Origin of the sequence: Mycolicibacterium bacteremicum (genome assembly GCF_002086115.1) — a bacterium.
GTDB classification, from domain to species: domain Bacteria; phylum Actinomycetota; class Actinomycetes; order Mycobacteriales; family Mycobacteriaceae; genus Mycobacterium; species Mycobacterium bacteremicum.
On sequence record NZ_MVHJ01000036.1, the window covers coordinates 28,803 to 45,736 of the forward strand.

Annotated in this window: 12 protein-coding genes and 2 pseudogenes; 9 read left to right on the forward strand and 5 right to left on the reverse strand. The window is 69.6% G+C overall.

Going from position 1 to position 16,934, the window contains the following annotated elements; all coding sequences use genetic code 11:
* The 4 genes and pseudogenes from BST17_RS25685 to BST17_RS25700 form a co-directional block, all read left to right on the forward strand.
* A complete protein-coding gene (locus tag BST17_RS25685; RefSeq protein ID WP_083061733.1) occupies window positions 1–861 on the forward strand; it encodes a potassium-transporting ATPase subunit C in 861 nt (286 codons plus the stop codon).
* Window positions 845–3,385: a DUF4118 domain-containing protein gene (locus tag BST17_RS25690; RefSeq protein WP_234807831.1), complete on the forward strand. Its 2,541-nt coding sequence runs from the start codon at window positions 845–847 to the stop codon at window positions 3,383–3,385. Before BST17_RS25685 ends, BST17_RS25690 begins: the two co-directional genes overlap by 17 nt.
* On the forward strand, window positions 3,382–4,062 hold the full coding sequence (locus BST17_RS25695) for a response regulator (RefSeq protein ID WP_083061735.1): 681 nt from the start codon (window positions 3,382–3,384) through the stop codon (window positions 4,060–4,062). The genes BST17_RS25690 and BST17_RS25695 overlap by 4 nt, the downstream gene beginning before the upstream one ends.
* Before the next feature lie 22 nt (window positions 4,063–4,084).
* Window positions 4,085–5,857: pseudogene (locus tag BST17_RS25700) on the forward strand (DUF4118 domain-containing protein); the annotation flags it as partial.
* Here BST17_RS25700 and BST17_RS25705 read toward each other — a convergent pair.
* The gene (locus BST17_RS25705) at window positions 5,854–6,747 is read right to left on the reverse strand and encodes a helix-turn-helix domain-containing protein (protein WP_234807828.1); all 894 of its coding nucleotides are present in this window, start codon (window positions 6,745–6,747) and stop codon (window positions 5,854–5,856) included. The pseudogene BST17_RS25700 and the gene BST17_RS25705 overlap by 4 nt on opposite strands.
* On the opposite strand from BST17_RS25705, the gene BST17_RS25710 reads away from it, so the two are divergent.
* Both BST17_RS25710 and BST17_RS25715 read left to right on the forward strand, forming a co-directional pair.
* Complete coding sequence (locus BST17_RS25710) at window positions 6,746–7,297, forward strand: TIGR03086 family metal-binding protein (protein ID WP_083061738.1); 552 nt, start codon at window positions 6,746–6,748, stop codon at window positions 7,295–7,297. The two genes, BST17_RS25705 and BST17_RS25710, sit on opposite strands and share 2 nt — an antisense overlap.
* Before the next feature lie 284 nt (window positions 7,298–7,581).
* Window positions 7,582–9,483, forward strand: a complete 1,902-nt coding sequence (locus BST17_RS25715; protein WP_264001854.1) for a propionyl-CoA synthetase — start codon at window positions 7,582–7,584, stop codon at window positions 9,481–9,483.
* Between the two features lie 55 nt (window positions 9,484–9,538).
* On the opposite strand, the gene BST17_RS25720 is transcribed toward BST17_RS25715, so the two are convergent.
* Both BST17_RS25720 and BST17_RS25725 read right to left on the reverse strand, forming a co-directional pair.
* Window positions 9,539–10,729 carry a cytochrome P450 gene (locus BST17_RS25720; protein WP_109750301.1) on the reverse strand — a complete coding sequence of 397 codons (1,191 nt, stop codon included), beginning with the start codon at window positions 10,727–10,729 and terminating at the stop codon, window positions 9,539–9,541.
* Complete coding sequence (locus tag BST17_RS25725) at window positions 10,717–11,553, reverse strand: mycofactocin-coupled SDR family oxidoreductase (RefSeq protein WP_083061740.1); 837 nt, start codon at window positions 11,551–11,553, stop codon at window positions 10,717–10,719. Before BST17_RS25725 ends, BST17_RS25720 begins: the two co-directional genes overlap by 13 nt.
* 49 nt (window positions 11,554–11,602) lie before the next feature.
* On the opposite strand from BST17_RS25725, the pseudogene BST17_RS25730 reads away from it, so the two are divergent.
* Window positions 11,603–12,187 (forward strand): annotated as a pseudogene (locus BST17_RS25730) (TetR/AcrR family transcriptional regulator); the annotation flags it as partial.
* A gap of 11 nt (window positions 12,188–12,198) precedes the next feature.
* On the opposite strand, the gene BST17_RS25735 reads toward BST17_RS25730, so the two are convergent.
* Both BST17_RS25735 and BST17_RS25740 read right to left on the reverse strand, forming a co-directional pair.
* Window positions 12,199–13,035 carry a siderophore-interacting protein gene (locus BST17_RS25735; RefSeq protein WP_083061742.1) on the reverse strand — a complete coding sequence of 279 codons (837 nt, stop codon included), beginning with the start codon at window positions 13,033–13,035 and terminating at the stop codon, window positions 12,199–12,201.
* Between the two features lie 323 nt (window positions 13,036–13,358).
* Window positions 13,359–15,278, reverse strand: coding sequence for a heavy metal translocating P-type ATPase (locus BST17_RS25740; RefSeq protein ID WP_083061743.1), 1,920 nt, complete (start codon window positions 15,276–15,278; stop codon window positions 13,359–13,361).
* Window positions 15,279–15,349: 71 nt separating this feature from the next.
* On the opposite strand from BST17_RS25740, the gene BST17_RS25745 reads away from it, so the two are divergent.
* Both BST17_RS25745 and BST17_RS25750 read left to right on the forward strand, forming a co-directional pair.
* Entirely contained in the window at window positions 15,350–15,703 is a 354-nt protein-coding gene (locus BST17_RS25745; RefSeq protein ID WP_083061750.1) for an ArsR/SmtB family transcription factor, read from the forward strand.
* A 309-nt stretch (window positions 15,704–16,012) separates the two neighbouring features.
* The coding region (locus BST17_RS25750) for an MPT63 family protein (RefSeq protein ID WP_083061744.1) at window positions 16,013–16,934 on the forward strand (922 nt) is incomplete at its 3' end.

Here is a 16,934-nt window from a genome sequence, read left to right on the forward strand (position 1 = left end):
ATGAACTTCGCCAATCTCCTCCGTCAGCACACCGCCGCACTGCGCGCGCTGCTGGTGCTCACCGTGATCCTCGGGCTGGCCTACCCGGCGTTCATCTGGCTGGTGGCACAACTGCCCGGCCTGCGTGACCGGGCCGCCGGTTCGCTGCTCGAAGCCGACGGAAAGCCGGTGGGCAGCAGCCTGATCGGCCAGTCTTTCACCGACGCGGACGGAAATCCGTTGCCGCGGTACTTCCAGTCCCGCCCGGGCGGGTACGACCCGCTGGCCACCGGGGCGAGCAACCTCGGACCCGAGGACGTGGTGGACACTGCCGACGATCCAGCAGGAGGCCGCACCAGCCTGCTGACCGATGTGTGCACCCGCAGCCTGACGGTCGCCGAATTCGAAGGTGTGAACGGCGCCCGGCCGTTCTGCACGGCCGACGGGGTCGGCGCGGTGCTGTCGGTCATCGGCCCCCGCGATGCGCGCGGCAACGTCACCGAGCCGGCCCGGGTGGTCAGCGTGAGCCAGGTCTGCCCGGCGGCGCCGTTCACGACGACCTATCGCGGCGTCCGGGTGGAATGCGCCGAACCCGGCGCGGACTACACGATGGGCCAGATCGTGCCGGTGCACGGGCCGGAGGTCGACCCGGCGGTGCCCGCCGACGCGGTCACCGCCGGCGGCAGCGGGCTGGACCCGCACATCTCCCCCGCCTATGCGGCGCTGCAGGTGAACCGGGTCGCCGAGGCACGCGGTATCAGCACCGAGCAGGTTCGCGCACTGGTCGACGAGCACACCGAGGGCCGCACGCTCGGATTCCTCGGCGAGCCACGGGTCAACGTCCTGGCGTTGAACCTGGCGCTGGATCAGTTGGGTGGATGATGGGCTGGTGACCGACCGACCGAAACGCGGGGAGCTGCGCATCTACCTGGGCGCAGCTCCCGGCGTCGGGAAGACCTTCGCGATGCTCGGCGAGGCGCACCGGCGCCTGGAACGCGGCACCGACCTGGTGGCCGCTGTCGTCGAAACCCACGGCCGGACCAAGACCGCCGAACTCTTGGACGGCATCGAGATCATCCCGCCGCGCTACGTCGAGTACCGCGGCGCCGGCTTCCCGGAACTCGACGTCGACGCCGTACTGGCCCGCCGTCCACAGGTGGTGCTGGTCGACGAATTGGCCCACACCAACACCCCGGGCAGCGCGAACCCCAAGCGTTGGCAGGACATCGAGCAGCTGTTGGCCGCCGGCATCACGGTGATCACCACCGTCAACGTGCAGCACCTGGAGAGCCTCAACGATGTGGTCGCCCAGATCACCGGCATCGAGCAGCAGGAGAAGGTGCCCGACGAGGTGGTCCGCGCCGCGGATCAGATCGAACTGGTCGACATCACCCCGGAAGCGCTGCGGCGCAGGCTTTCCCACGGCAACGTCTACTCCCCCGATCGGATCGACGCCGCCCTGTCGAACTATTTCCGGCGCGGCAATCTCACCGCGCTGCGCGAGCTGGCGCTGCTGTGGCTTGCCGACCAGGTCGATGCCGCGTTGGCAAAGTACCGCTCCGACAACAAGATCACCGCAACCTGGGAGGCGCGCGAGCGGGTGGTCGTCGCGGTCACCGGCGACAGGGAATCCGAGACCCTGGTGCGCCGGGCCTCGCGCATCGCCTCGAAGTCCAGCGCCGAACTGATGATCGTGCACGTGGTGCGCGGCGACGGTCTGGCCGGGGTATCTGCCCCGATGATGGGTGCCGTGCGCGACCTGGCAGCCAGCCTGGGTGCCACCGTGCACACCGTCGTCGGCGATGACGTACCGGCTGCGCTACTGGATTTCGCGCGCGAGATGAATGCCACCCAGCTCGTCATCGGGACATCCCGACGCTCACGCTGGGCGCGCATCGTCGACGAGGGCATCGGCGCGACGGTGGTGCAGAACAGCGACACGATCGACGTACACATGGTCACCCATGAGCAGACCCGCCGCGGCGCCGCCCGCTCGGGCAAGCGGACCTGGCAGCAGCACGCCATGTCGTGGCTGGCCGCGCTGGTGGTGCCCTCGGCGCTGGCCGCCGTCGCGGTGCTGTGGCTGGACCCCTACCTCGGGGTCAGCGGGGAAAGCGCACTGTTCTTCATCGGTGTGCTGGCGGTGGCGCTACTCGGCGGCGTGGCGCCGGCCGCGCTGTCGGCGGTGCTGTCCGGGCTGCTCATCAACTACTTCCTGGCCGAGCCGCGCTACACCTTCACCATCTCCGAACCCGACAGCGCCCTCACCATCGCGGTGCTGCTGATGGTCGCCGTCGCGGTGGCCGCGCTCGTCGACGGCGCGGCCAAACGGGCCCGCGAAGCCCGCCGCGCGTCCCAGGAGGCCGAGCTGCTGGCGCATTTCGCCGGCTCGGTGCTGCGCGGCGCAGATCCGGCGGCGCTGCTGGACCGGGTCCGCGAGGTGTACTCGCAGACCTCGGTGAGCCTGCTGCGCGAGCGCGACGGGGACGCGGTGGTGGTCGCCTGCGCCGGCAAGGATCCGTGCGTGGAAGTCGACAACGCCGACACCGCGATCGAGGTGGGCGATGACGAGTTCTGGCTGCTGCTGGCGGGGCGCCGACTGCCCGCCCGGGATCGCCGGGTGCTCGGCGCCGTCGCCAAACAGGCCGCCGGCCTGGTCCGGCAGCGTGAGCTGATCGAGGAGGCCGGCCGCGCCGAGGCAATCGCCCGGGCCGACGAACTGCGCCGCTCGCTGCTCTCGGCGGTCAGCCACGACCTGCGCACCCCGCTGGCCGGCGCCAAGGCCGCGGTGTCCAGTCTGCGCAGTGACGATATCGACTTCTCGCCCGAGGACACCGCCGAGCTGCTGGCCACCGTCGAGGAGTCCGTCGACCAGCTGACCGCTCTGGTGGGCAACCTGCTGGACTCCTCGCGGTTGGCTGCCGGAGTGGTCAGACCCGAGCTGCGCCGGGTGTACCTGGAGGAGGCCGTGCAGCGCGCGCTGCTGGGAATCAGCCGCAGCTCCGCGGGTTTCGGCCTGGACCGGGTCAAGGTGGACGTCGGCGACGCGGTCGCGTTGGCCGACGCCGGGCTGCTGGAACGGGTGCTGGTGAACGTGATCGACAACGCGCTGCGCTACAGCGGCGGCAGCCCGGTGCGGGTGAACGCCGGCCGGGTGGGTGACCGGGTGTTGATCACCATCGCCGACGAGGGTCCCGGGATTCCGCGCGGCGCCGAGGAGCAGTTGTTCGCCCCGTTCCAGCGTCTCGGCGACCAGGACAACACCACCGGTGTCGGTCTCGGGCTGTCGGTGGCGAACGGTTTCGTCGCCGCCATGGGCGGCACCATCTCCGCCACCGATACCCCCGGCGGTGGGCTGACGGTCGTGATCGAGCTGGGGGCACCCGAGGAAGGACCGCACCCATGACCCGGGTCCTGGTGATCGACGACGAGCCGCAGATCCTGCGGGCGCTGCGGATCAACCTGTCGGTGCGCGGCTACGAGGTGAGCACTGCGGCCACCGGTGCCGAGGCGCTGCGCGCGGCCGCCGATCACCGCCCCGACGTGGTGATCCTCGACCTCGGGTTACCCGACATGTCCGGTATCGATGTGCTGGCCGGGTTGCGGGGCTGGCTGACCGTCCCGGTGATCGTGCTCTCGGCGCGTACCGATTCCTCGGACAAGGTGGAGGCCCTCGACGCCGGGGCCGACGACTATGTGACGAAACCGTTCGGGATGGACGAGTTCCTGGCCCGGCTGCGCGCCGCGGTGCGACGGGCCAGCGCGGCCACCGAGGACGACCAGCCAGTCGTCGAAACATCCTCCTTCACAGTCGATCTCGCCGCCAAGAAGGTCACCAAGAGCGGCACCGAGGTGCATCTGACACCGACCGAGTGGGGCATGCTGGAGATGCTGGTGCGCCACCGCGGCAAGCTGGTCGGCCGCGAGGAGCTGCTCAAGGAGGTGTGGGGACCGGCCTATGCCAAGGAAACCCACTATCTGCGGGTGTACCTGGCGCAGCTGCGCCGCAAGCTGGAGGTCGACCCATCGCGACCCAAACACCTGATCACCGAGGCCGGGATGGGATACCGCTTCCAGGAGTAGCGCCGCAGGGGATGATGGGTGGGTGAGCCTCCTCGGCCGTAAGCGCGCAGATCTGCGCATCTACCTCGGTGCCGCGCCCGGCGTCGGCAAGACGTTCTCGATGCTCGGCGAGGCCCAGCGCCGGATGAGCCGCGGCACCGATGTCGTGGCCGCGGTGATCGAGACCCACGGCCGCCGCCGCACCGCCCAGCAGCTCGCCGGTATCGAGGTGGTCCCGCCGATTCATGTCGAGCACGAGGGCACCCGGTACGCCGAACTGGACGTCGAGGCGGTGCTGGCCCGGCGGCCGCAGGTGGTGCTGGTCGACGAACTGGCGCACACCAACACCCCGGGCAGCCGTAACGCGCACCGCTGGCAGGACGTCGAGGAGTTCCTCGCCGCCGGAATCACGGTCATCAGCACCGTCAACGTTCAGCACCTGGAGAGCCTGCACGACGTCGTCGGCCACATCACCGGTATCACCGAAGCGCAGCGGATCCCCGACGAGATCGTGCGCGCGGCCGACCAGATCGAGTTGGTGGATATCACACCGGAAGCGTTGCGGCGCAGGATCGCCCACGGCAATGTGGTGCCATCCGACCAGATCGACGCAGCGCTGGACGACTACTTCCGGCCCGGGAATCTGTCGGCGCTGCGGCAGCTGGCGCTGCTGTGGCTGGCCGATCAGGTCGACGCCGCACTGGCCCGGTACCGCTCCGACAAGAACATCACCGACACCTGGGAGGCCCGCGAACGGGTGGTGGTCGCGGTGTCCGGCGGACCGGAATCCGAGACGCTGGTGCGCCGCGCGTCCCGGATCGCCTCACGCTCCGGCGCCGAACTGAAGGTGCTGCACATCGTGCAGGGCGACGGTCTGGTGGCAATCACCCCGCAGCAGCGCAAGATGCTGCGCGAGCTGGCCGCCAGCCTGGGAGCCACCATGCACACCGTCGTCGGCGAGGACATCGCCGCCACCCTGCTGGAGTTCGCGCGCAGCGCCAACGCCACCCAGTTGGTGATCGGCACCTCGCGTCGGTCGCGGTGGGCCCGGATGTTCGACGAGGGGATCGGCGCGCAGGTGATCGCCCAGTCCGGCAATGTCGACGTGCACATGGTCACCCATCCCGAAGCCCACACCGGCATGTCGTGGTCGCGATCGTCGTTGCACCGCAGGCGATTCTTGTCCTGGCTCACGGCGCTGGGCATCCCGGCGGTCATCTGCGCGGTGACCACCGGGCTGCCGGAGGGGACGCTCGGGATCGGCGGGCAGAGCGCGTTGTTCTTCACCGGCGTGGTGGCCGCGGCACTGGTCGGCGGGATCGCGCCGGCGGCCCTGTGCGCCGTGCTCTCCGGTGTGCTGCTCACCTACTTCGTGGTCAGCCCGGTACACAGCTTCGCGGTCTACGACTCCGACAGCGTCGTCACCATCGTCGTGCTGCTGGCCGTCGCGGTGGCCGTCGCCCTGCTGGTGGACCGCGCCGCCCACCGCGCGACGGAGGCACGGCGCGCCGCGCAGGAGGCCGAGTTGCTGGCGCTGTTCGCCGATGCGGCGCTGCGCGACGCCGATCTGGACGTCCTGCTCGACCGGCTACGGGAGGCGTATTCGCAACGGGCGGTGAGCATCGTGTCCGCCGACGGGACGGTACTGGCCGGCGTCGGCCACGATCCGTGCGCGGGCGTCGACGCCGCGGACACCGCGATCGACGTCGCCGATCACGACCACTGGCTGCTGCTGTCCGGTCGGACCCTGACCACCAGGGACCGCCGCGTGCTCAGCGCCGTCGCCGAGCAGGCGGTGTCGATGGTCAGGCGTCAGTCGACGTAACGCGCGGCGAACACTCCCGGTGTCACGCCGGTGACGCGGCGGAAGTCGCGGCTCAGGTGCGCCTCGTCGGCGTAGCCGAGATCGGCCGCCACCGCGGCCACGGTGGTGGCACCGGTGCGCAGCCGCCATGTCGCGTCCTGGATGCGGCGGCGGCGCACCAGCCATTTCGGGCTGAGCCCGACCCGGTGGCTGGTCAGTCGCTGCAGGGTGCGCTCGCCGATCCCGAACTGCGCGCAGACATCGGCGACGCGGTTGACCTCGGGGTTGTCCTCGATGTGGGCGACGATGTCGTTGACGGTGCGGCCCTGCTCGTCGACCGGCAGGAAGCGGCGCAGAAATTCGGCATAGCAGTCGACGGCCGCCGACTGTGCCTGCCGGGCAATCGGATCGGCGGTCATGACCGCGCGGATCCGACCGGCCAGCGCCGCCCCTGGCGCGCCGAGCAGGTCGGCGAGCTCGACATGGGTGTCGGTCCACCGCGACACCGCGCCGCCGGTGATCAGTGCCCCGGCGGCCGGTTCGAACATCACCCCGGCGGCCCAGCCGTCCCCGGTCAGCGGGGTGCCGGCCAATCCCGAGGCCGGACCGTAGAAGCGGGCGTAGGAGTCGGTGACCACCATCAGGCACACCGGGTACTGCAGCACCTGCTGGGTGAAGGTCTCCCCGGCCGGCACCTGCCAGACCGGAATCCAGAACCGCCGCACCAGACCGGCGAGGTCGGCGGGCGCATCCGGGCGCGACATGTGGATGGCCGCCCGGTGGGCCGGGTCGAGCAGGTGGGCGGGCTCGTCCGCGACGGTGTTCTCGGGTCTGTCGGGTTTGTCGGGTTTGTCGGGTTTGTCCAATCCGCTCGCCATCTCACTGCCTAACGTCTGGCCCATGACGGATTCGAGTGTTGCAGAGACCTACGCCGGCCTGACCGACGGGATGGCCGCCGTGATCGCCGCGGTGGACCCGCAGCAGTGGGATGCCGCGAGTCCGTGCGCGGGCTGGTCGGCGCGCGACGTGCTGGCGCACCTGATCGACACCCAGCGCGACTTCTTCGAGCGCCACGGATTCACCTTGCCGCCGCGCCCGGACCCCGCCGACCCGGTGGCCGCCTGGTCCTCGCACACCGCCAGGATCCGCGAGATCCTGGCCGACCCGCAGGTGGCCGCGCGCGCCTTCGACGGTCATTTCGGCCCGACCACCATCGGCGAGACGCTTCTGCAGTTCTACGGATTCGACCTGATCGCACACCGCTGGGACATCGCCGCGGTGACCGCGTCGCCGTACCGCTTCACCGACGGTGAACTGGATCGGTTGGAGGCCGCCATCGCCGGCTTCGGTGATGCCATCCGGATGGAGGGTGTGTGCGGTCCGGCCGTGCCGGTCGGCGCCGACGCGGACCGGCAGAGCCGGGTGCTCGCCGCGCTGGGTCGGGCCGGCTGAGCGACGGGTCCCGGTGCGCCCCCGGCGGCCGACCCGGTTCCTGCGACTACGTCTGCTGACTGCGACGACCAGATTGCCGCCAGGGTTGCCGATTGCCCGCTCCCTGGAATGCCGGACGACCGTGGACCCGGTCTCGCGACGAGATCGGGTGCACGGTCGTACCGTGGTGGTCGTCCGCCCCGATTCGCGACCCTCGTGTCGATCTCGGCCAAGCGTCTCGCAGGGGTACCCGGCCCGGAATTCCCCACCCGGGCCGGTTTCGCCTGTTGCAACCGCATTGCAACGTGACGCAGATTACGGTGCTGTCCATGTCCGGCTACCGTGCAATTTTCGACGCCAGCATCTCCGACCCGGAGGCGTTCTGGGCCGACGCCGCCAAGGCCGTCACCTGGACCCGGGAACCACAGCGGGTGCTCGACGATGACAACCCGCCGTTCTACCGGTGGTTCCCCGGCGGCGAGCTCAACACCTGCGCCAATGCCCTCGACCGGCATATCGGCGAGCGCGGTGACCAGGCGGCGCTGATCTACGACTCCCCGGTGACCGGCACGAAGCGCACCTACACCTACCGCGAGCTGCTCGACCAGACCGCCCGGTTCGCCGGCGTGCTGCGCGGCCTCGGCGTCGAAAAGGGCGACCGGGTGGTCATCTACATGCCGATGGTGCCCGAGGCCGTCATCGCCATGCTGGCCTGCGCCCGGCTCGGCGCGGTGCACTCGGTGGTGTTCGGCGGTTTCGCCGGCCACGAGCTGGCCACCCGCATCGACGACGCCCGGCCCACCGTGGTGGTGTCGGCGTCCTGCGGTATCGAGCCGACCCGCACCGTCGAGTACAAGCCGATGCTGGACACCGCGCTCACGCTGGCCGAGCACACCACGCCCAAGTGTGTGATCCTGCAGCGCGAACAGCATCCCTGCGAGCTGATCGAGGGCCGCGATATCGACTGGGCGGAGGCCATGGCTGCCGCCGAGCCGGTGGACCCGGTCCCGGTGGCCGCCACCGATCCGCTGTACGTGCTCTACACCTCCGGCACCACCGGCAGGCCCAAGGGCATCGTCCGCGACAACGGCGGGCACGCCGTCGCGCTGCTGTGGACCATGCGCCACATCTACGACCTGAACCCCGGTGAGGTGTTCTGGGCGGCCTCCGATGTCGGCTGGGTCGTCGGGCACTCCTACATCGTCTACGCGCCACTGTTGCTGGGCGCGACCACCGTTCTCTACGAAGGAAAACCGGTCGGGACGCCGGATGCCGGCGCGTTCTGGCGGGTGGCCGCCGAACACAACGTCAAGGCGCTGTTCACCGCGCCGACCGCCATCCGGGCCATCAAGAAGGAGGACCCGGACGCCACCAAGCTCGCCGACTACGACCTGTCCGGATTGAAGTACCTGTTCCAGGCCGGCGAGCGGCTGGACCCGGGCACCTACGAGTGGGCATCGTCGAAGCTGGGCATCCCGATCATCGACCACTGGTGGCAGACCGAGACCGGGTGGGCGATCGCGGCCGACCCGATGGGTATCGAGCAGCTACCGGTCAAGGCGGGGTCGGCAACGGTGCCGATGCCCGGTTACGACGTCCGGGTGCTGCGCCCGGACGGCTCGGAATGCGATGCGGGCGAGGAAGGTTCGATCGTCGTCAAGCTGCCGTTGCCGCCGGGCACGCTGCCGACGCTGTGGGGCGAGGACGACCGTTACGTGTCGTCCTATCTGCGGGCCTTCGACGGGTACTACCTGACCGGCGACGGCGGGCACATCGACTCCGACGGGTACCTGTTCGTGGTCGGACGCACCGATGACGTCATCAACGTGGCCGGGCACCGGATGTCGACGGGGTCCATCGAGGCCGTGCTGGCCACCCACCCCGCGGTCGCCGAGTGCGCGGTGATCGGGGTGTCCGATGATCTCAAGGGTCAGGTCCCGCGCGCGCTGGTGGTGCTCAAATCCGGGTTCACCGCCGACGGACTGGACACCGAGTTGATCGAGGCGGTGCGCAACGACATCGGTGCCGTCGCGAGCTTCAAGCTGGTGGATGTGGTTGCGGCGCTGCCGAAGACCCGCTCGGGCAAGATCCTGCGCAAGACGATGCGCGGGATCGCCGACGGTAAGGACGAGCCGGTGCCCTCGACCATCGAGGATCCCTCGGTGTTGGAGGCGCTGAAGGCCACGCTGTCGCAACGCCGAAACTGAGGACGATGGCGGGATCGGGCGCCGATCTCGCCATCATCTTCAGAGCCGGCCGGTCCTAGAACGTGATTCGCAGCTTCTCCCAGCCGCGCACGGTCGAGGTCGGTGCCAGCTGTGCGGTGTCGTAGTCGATCTCCCACTCGGGGAACCGGTTGAGTAACTCGTCGAGGGCCACCCGGCCTTCGAGGCGGGCGAGATTGGCTCCGAGGCAGTAGTGCAGACCCTTACCGAAGGTGAGGTGGCTGATGTTGTCCCGGTGAATGTCGAACTGATCGGGCGACCGGTAGCGGCGCGGGTCCCGGTTGGCCGCACCGAACAGCAGCAGCATCGCACTGCCGGCCGGCACGGTCTGCCCATGCGCTTCGAAATCCCTTGCCACCCAACGCGCGACGTGTGGTCCGGTCGGCTCGAACCGCAGCGTCTCGTCGACCACACGGTTCAACAGCGAGCGATCCCTTTGCACCTGCCTGCGCTGGTCGGGATGTTCGGCGAGCACCTTGGCCAGCCAGCCGATCAGTCTGCCGGTGGTCTCGTTGCCCGCGCCGGCGACCACCTGGGTGTAGTGCAGCACCTCCTTGCGGGTGAGCTTGCGGGTCACCCCGTCCTGGTCGGTGAACTCGACGTTGAGCAGCGCGGTCATCAGGTCGTCGGACGGGTGCTCGGAGCGCCATTGCACGTAATCGGCGTAGATGCGGCCATCGGCGATCCTGTCGGCATCGCGCACCTTCATCGGGGCGCCGGGCCTGGTGCGCAGGTTCGCGTCATTGGCGTCGCGCACGCCGATCTGCTCGGATTCGGGGATGCCCAGGAGCATTCCGATGACGCGCATCGGCATCATCGACGCCAGCTCGGCGATGATGTCGAAGCCGCCGGAACCCACCTGCGGGTCCAGGCAGCGCACACAGAACTCGCGGATCTGATCCTCGATGGCCGCCATCCGGCGTGGGGTGAAGACCCGCGACATCAACGAGCGCAGCATCGAGTGCACCGGCGGGTCCTCGAACATCATCACCCCCTCGGGCATGTCGAAGTCCGACTGCACCAGCTCCAGGATGTCACTTCGGCTGTTGGAGAACGTCTCCCAGTCCGACAGAGCCCGCTCGACGTCAGCGTGCCGGGACAGCGCCCAGAACCGGTAGGTCTCGTTGTGATACAGCGGCGCCTCGTCGCGCAGTGCCGCATACGTCGGATACGGATCGCGCACGATGCCGACGTCGTACGGGTCGTAGTAAACCGTCACTTCAGGCAGCTGCCCGCGTCGACCGGCAGCGTCACACCGGTGATGTAGCGCGCCTCATCCGAGGCCAGGAACAGCACCGCGTTGCTGATGTCCTCGGGTGTCACCCACGGGATCGGCAGCATGTGGAAGGCCCGGCAGATGGGTTCCAGATCATCAGGCCCCGGGTCCTCCAGGTCGGGGCGGAACATCCGATAGGTCTTGTCGTTCATCAGCATCGGACTGTTGACGTGGGTGGGATGCACCGAGTTCACCCTGATGGAGTGCTGGCCAAGCTCCACGGCGAAGCTGCGCATCAGACCGACCACACCGTGTTTGGCCGCGACGTAGTGACCGGTGTGCGGGTAGGCCTTGGTACCGGCCACCGAACTCGTCAGGATGACGGAACCACCATGCCCGCCGGCCAGGATGTGGGGCACCGCGGCCTTCACCGACTTCCAGACCCCGGAAAGGTTGACGTCGATCATCTCCTGCCAGAGATCCTCGTCCATCCGGTCGAGTTTCACCCCGGTGGTGCCGATGCCTGCGTTGGCGACGACGATGTCGAGCCGGCCCAGTTGTTCGACGCCGCTGCCGACCGCGTCGGTGAGGGCGGCGTGATCGCGCACATCCACCTCGGCGGTGACGATCCGGCGGCCCAGATTCTTGACCAGATCCGCGGTCTCGGCCAGATCCTCCACAGTGGCGCCGAGCGCCGGTGACCTGTCGAAGGCGGCACAGATATCGACGGCAATGATGTCGGCACCCTCGGCGGCCAGCCGGACCGCGTGACTGCGGCCCTGGCCCCGGGCAGCGCCGGTGATGAATGCAACCTTGCCCTCGACCCGACCCGCCATGGCTCGTCCTCCACCTTTTGGGCACTCGCCCAAGATGTATGCTCGGCCCATGTCTAGCAGCGCAGCTGCAAAGCGGTCAAGGGAGCGGGATTCGACGACCCGCAGCGCATTGATCCGAGCGACCGCCCAAATCATGCTGGACGAGGGGTATGCCGCGGCGACATCGCGGCGGGTGGCCGCCCGGGCCGGTGTGAAGCCGGCGCTGGTGCATTACTACTTCCCGAGCATGGACGACCTCTACCTCGCCGTCCTGCAGTCCGGTGCCGAGATCAACCTGGATCGCCAGCGCCAGACGCTCAGCCAGGATGCGCCGCTGCGTGCGCTCTGGGAGCTCAACAACACCGCGGGTGCGCAGCTGTGGATGGAATTCATGGCGCTGGCCAACCATCGCAAAACGATCCGCAGCGAGATTGCCGCCTACGCCACCCGCTTCCGGGACCTCGAGGAGGCCACGCTGAGCGCGGCGCTACGAGCCCACGGTGTCGATACCGACGCGTTCCCGCCGGTGGTGATGTCGATGATCGTCGCCGGCCTGGCGCGCATCATGGTGCTGGAAGACGGCCTGGGTATCGACCGCGGGCACCGCGAGGCGCAAGCCTTCATCGATCGCCATCTGAACCGTTTCGAATTGCCGGGCCACCCGGGTCAGAGCCCCGCGCGCTCCAGCGCCTCGTCGAACTCCTCATCGGCGACCCGCTCGGATTTGCCGTCGGCGACCGCCCGCTCCCAGACCGCCACGACCTCGTCGGAGACCAGGGCGAACTTGGCGTCCCAGACCTCGGAGTCGAACCGCCAGTAGCCGGTGACGTCGAGTTGGTCGACCGTCCAGCCGGCCCCGCGCAAAAACTTGCGCACCGCCCGCGACTCCGCGGCCTCCCCCGCGAACCAGCAGTACCCCTTGCCCTCCGGTAGTACCTGGGCACGGACCGTCGCCGCGAGTTCGCTTGTCGCATGGCCGTTTCCGCTGCCCACCCGGCGCACCAGGGTCAGCCCGGCAGCGGTCGGCAGGTAGTCCAGGTCGTCGTCGTCGACAACCTCGACGATCGCCGTGACCGGCACCGCGCCCGGCAGCTCGTCGATGATTCGGGCCAGCGCCGGCAGGCCCGCCATATCAGCCACCAGCAGCTGCCATTCGGTGTCCGGGGCCGGGCGATACCACGACCGGGCGTGGTCGAGCCCGACCCGGTCACCGGCAGCGGCGCGGGCCGCCCAGCTCGTCGCGACGCCGCGGGCGTGCAGCACGATGTCGACGACGATGCGGTCACGGTCGTGGGAACGCACCGAGTAGTTGCGCGCCTCGGCGTCCGCAGCCTGCGGGTCGACGCGCGTCCCGTCGCTTGCTGTCGGGAAGTAGATGGCGACGGCCGAGTCCCCACCCGGTTTGACGTCGAGGGCCGCCGGGTCGTCGACCTGCAGGGTGATCCGGCGCAGCCGGGGGTTCAGGTGTGTCGCCTCGACGACCGATGCATACGAGAAGCTCACGTGTCCGAGGCTATCCGGAAATCGGGACGGGCAGGTGACTCCCCCGCCGCGCAGCCGACAGCTCCGCTCATACCGGGTAGCCGAGCACCGGCCCGTCCACGGCGATCCGCACCCGCTGTCCGGCGACGTAGGACTGTGTTGCGGGACAACGGAGGCGTTACTGAGAATCGCTCCGGAGGGTCCCGGCGGGTGCTCGACGAGCGTTCGCCCCGCCCGATGCCGGACCGCGGGGCCGGGTGCGAAGAGATCGCCGCCCGCCCGCGCTACGGAGTCATCCCAAAGTCACTGGACAGCAATACTTCTCAGACGAGCCAACATCGGATTCAGCCATCCGCCGATCCGCCTGGCCGCCCTCCCCGCACCACTGCGGCGTCCCATGCCCGGTTCCGCAACAGCCGCAGCCCGTTGAGCGCCACGATGATGGTCGATCCCTCGTGGCCGGCCACACCGAGCGGAAGTGGCAGATGCCAGAACAGGTCCCAGGTCACCAGTACCACGATGAAGCCACCGGCGATCGCGAGATTCGCCAGCACCAGCCGTCGCGCCCGCCGGGCCAGCGCCAGCACTGCCGGGATGGCGGCCAGATCATCACGCACGGTGATGGCGTCCGCCGTCTGCAGCGTGACATCCGATCCGCTGCGGCCCATCGCGATCGAGACATGCGCGGCCGCCATCGCAGGTGCATCGTTGACGCCGTCACCGACCACCAATACCCGGCCGGGCAGCTCGCGCACCGCGGCCACCTTCTCATCCGGAAGTAGTTCCGCGCGCATCTGCATGCCGAGATCATCGGCCAATTGTGCTGCGGCCCTGCGGTTGTCGCCGGTCAACAGTACCGGGTCATGCACGGTCAGCCGGCCCAGCTCGGCCACGGCGTCACCGGCGCCCGGCCGGGCAGCATCGCGCAGACCGATCACCCCGGCGACCACCCCGTCGACCGACACCACCACCGCGGTCGCGCCGGACTTCTCCAGGTCGGCGGCTTCCGGCGGCGGGGACGTCAATGCGGCCGGACTGAGCACCTCGACATGACGCCCGGCCACGATGGCGCGGACGCCACGGCCGGGCAGCGCGCGGAAATCGGTGGCGCCGGCGATATCGAGCCCCCGGTCCCGGGCCGCGGTCACGATCGCCCGCCCCAGCGGGTGCTCGCTGTACTGCTCGGCCGCAGCTGCCAAGCCCAGCACGGCATCGGCGGGCGCGGAGACCACCGTCGGGCGCCCGGTCGTCAACGTGCCGGTCTTGTCGAAGGCGACGGTCTCGACGGTGGCCAGATGCTCCATGGCCACAGCCGATTTCACCAGCACACCGTGTCGGCCCGCGGTGGCGATCGCCGAGAGCAGCGGTGGCATGGTCGCCAGCACCAACGCGCAGGGCGAGGCCACGATCATGAAGGTCATGGCCCGTAGCAGCGCATCGCGCAGGTCCGCTCCGAAGAGCAACGGGACGACGAACAGCGCCACGGTCGCGGCGACCATCCCCACCGAGTAGCGCTGCTCGATCTTCTCGATGAACAGTTGGGTGCGAGCCTTTGTCGCCGAGGCCTCCCCCACCATGGCCACGATGCGGGCCACCACACTGTCGGCGGGATCGCGGATCACCTCGGCCTGCAGCGCGCCGGAGCCGTTCAGCGTGCCCGCGAAGATCTCGCCCCCGACGCCGACCGCCACCGGCAACGGTTCGCCGGTGATGGTGGCCTGATCGACATCGCTGGCGCCCTGCACCACCGTCGCATCCGCGGAGACCCGCTCACCGGGCCGCACGAGGATGCGGTCGCCCACCCGCAGCGCCGATGCGGGAACCACCGTCTCGACACCGTCGTCGATCCGGACGGCGCGCTCGGGTGCCAGGTCCAGCAGCGCACGCACCGAGTCCTCGGTGCGCCGGGTCGCGACATCCTCCAGGGCGCCGGACGTCGCGAAGATGACGATCAGCAGGGCGCCGTCGAAGACCTGGCCGATCGCCGCGGCGCCGATCGCCGCGAGCACCATCAGCAGATCGACATCGAGGCGACGCCGGGCCAGTTCCAGTAGGCCGTCACGGCCCGGTTGCCAGCCGCCCGCGGCGTAGCACGCGAGATAGACTGTCCACCAAACTATTTCGGGAGCGCCCGCGAGTTGCAGGATGAGCCCGACGAGGAAGAGCGCCAACGCGGCCGCCGCCCAGCGCACCGAGTCCAGCGACCACGCCGACCGGCGCCGCGGCCTGTCGGTCAGCGGCTCGAATTCCGTCACCTCGGTCATCACCGATACATATAAACATGTAGAGTTCTACATGTCTAAAGGTGCAGATGCGGGCGTGGTTCAATGGACGCATGGGACACGGAGTCGAGGGACGCACCCCACCGGTGACATCACTCGACACCGCGTCGGCCGTGAAGGTCGCCGAAACCCTGCAGGCACTGGCCTCGCCGAACCGACTGCTGATCCTCACCCGGTTGCGCCAATCCCCGTGCACCGTCACCGACCTGTCCGCCGCCGTCGGCATGGAACAGTCCGCGGTCTCCAATCAACTCCGACTGCTGCGCGCGCTGGGATTGGTCTCCGGCGACCGCTCCGGGCGCAACATCATCTACCGCCTCTACGATGCGCACGTCGCACAACTGCTCGACGAGGCGGTGTACCACATCGAGCACCTGCGCCTCGGCGCCCGCGACGACACCGCCTGAGCACACGTTTCCCGCACGGCTTTCGCGAATCAGGCGGTGCGCCACCGACTGCTCATGAGCAAAGCCCGATGAGTTAGCAGGCCCCTCGCCGTTCAATGTGCTGACCTTTGTAGCAAAAGGCTGCCATACGCTTGAATTGTTTGCTGGCCATCGACGCCGCGAGCCTGCCGGCGCGCTGGCGATCCGGCGTCCCGGCGGCCGAGAGCGCCATCGACGGTTCCCTCACCCCACGCCACCTGCTAACTTCGGTCTGTGATGCACCCCATCGGGGGGATGCCGTCTCATCGACGACTCAGGAGTGGAATCACCGTGAAGACCACGAGCATTGCCGCCGCGTTTGCGGCTGCTGCCGTTGCCGCCGCAGGGGCGATCACCGCGTTCACCGCGCCGTCCGCCATCGCCGACGACCACGGCGCCGTCACCACCACCCAGCTCGGCAGCCAGGCCCAACTGCACGACGGCAACGTCATCCAGGGCTGGACCGTCACCGGGCTGAAGGTCAGCACCGACACCATCCCCGCTCAGGTGCACGGCACCTTGTGGGAGGCCACCGCGACCGATGAGGCCCTGCAGGGCAGCGCCACCCCGATCGTGTCGAACTTCAACGCCCGCGCCCGCAACGGCGAGACCTACCGTGCGCTGTGGGGTGTGGCGACCCCGCAGGGCGTGAACCCCTCCACCCTGTCCCAGGGCCAGAAGACCTCCGGCAAGGTGTACTTCGACGTCACCGGCGCCGCGCCGGACAGCGTCGTCTACGCGACCAGCGCCGCCGACCTGATCGTCTGGGTCACCCCGCCGCCGGCCGCCAGCACCGGAACCGGCTCGGGCAGCGGTGCCCGCACCTACCAGGCGCCGGCCGCCGCCGAGTCCACCGACGCCACGTCGACCACCGAGACCCCGGCTCCGGGCGAGGCGTCCACCGAGACGACCGAGACCCCGGCCACCCCGGCTCCGACGACGGCGCCCGCAGGCAGCCAGGGCACCCCGCTGCCCGAGGGTGCCCCGCAGACGGCTCCGGTCCCGGCCGGTAGCCAGGGCACCCCGCTGCCCGAGGGCCAGCCCGGCCTGACCCCGGCCGGTGTCCAGGAGGCATCGGTCCCCGGTGCTCCCGCAGCCGCGACAGCACCGGTTGCCGACGGCGCAGCCCCGGCCGCAGCTCCGGGTGCAGCACCCGCCCCGGCCGCAGCTCCGGGTGCACCCGCCCCGGCCGCCGCTCCGGGTACAGCACCCG

Bases quoted from the DNA above. Each gene is read 5' to 3' on its own strand.
- BST17_RS25685 (WP_083061733.1), top strand. From the start codon at position 1: ATGAACTTCGCCAATCTCCTCCGTCAGCACACCGCCGCACTGCGCGCG.
- BST17_RS25695 (WP_083061735.1), top strand. From the start codon at position 3,382: ATGACCCGGGTCCTGGTGATCGACGACGAGCCGCAGATCCTGCGGGCG.
- BST17_RS25710 (WP_083061738.1), top strand. From the start codon at position 6,746: ATGACGGATTCGAGTGTTGCAGAGACCTACGCCGGCCTGACCGACGGG.
- BST17_RS25705 (WP_234807828.1), bottom strand. From the start codon at position 6,747: ATGGGCCAGACGTTAGGCAGTGAGATGGCGAGCGGATTGGACAAACCC.
- BST17_RS25725 (WP_083061740.1), bottom strand. From the start codon at position 11,553: ATGGCGGGTCGGGTCGAGGGCAAGGTTGCATTCATCACCGGCGCTGCC.
- BST17_RS25740 (WP_083061743.1), bottom strand. From the start codon at position 15,278: ATGACCGAGGTGACGGAATTCGAGCCGCTGACCGACAGGCCGCGGCGC.
- BST17_RS25745 (WP_083061750.1), top strand. From the start codon at position 15,350: ATGGGACACGGAGTCGAGGGACGCACCCCACCGGTGACATCACTCGAC.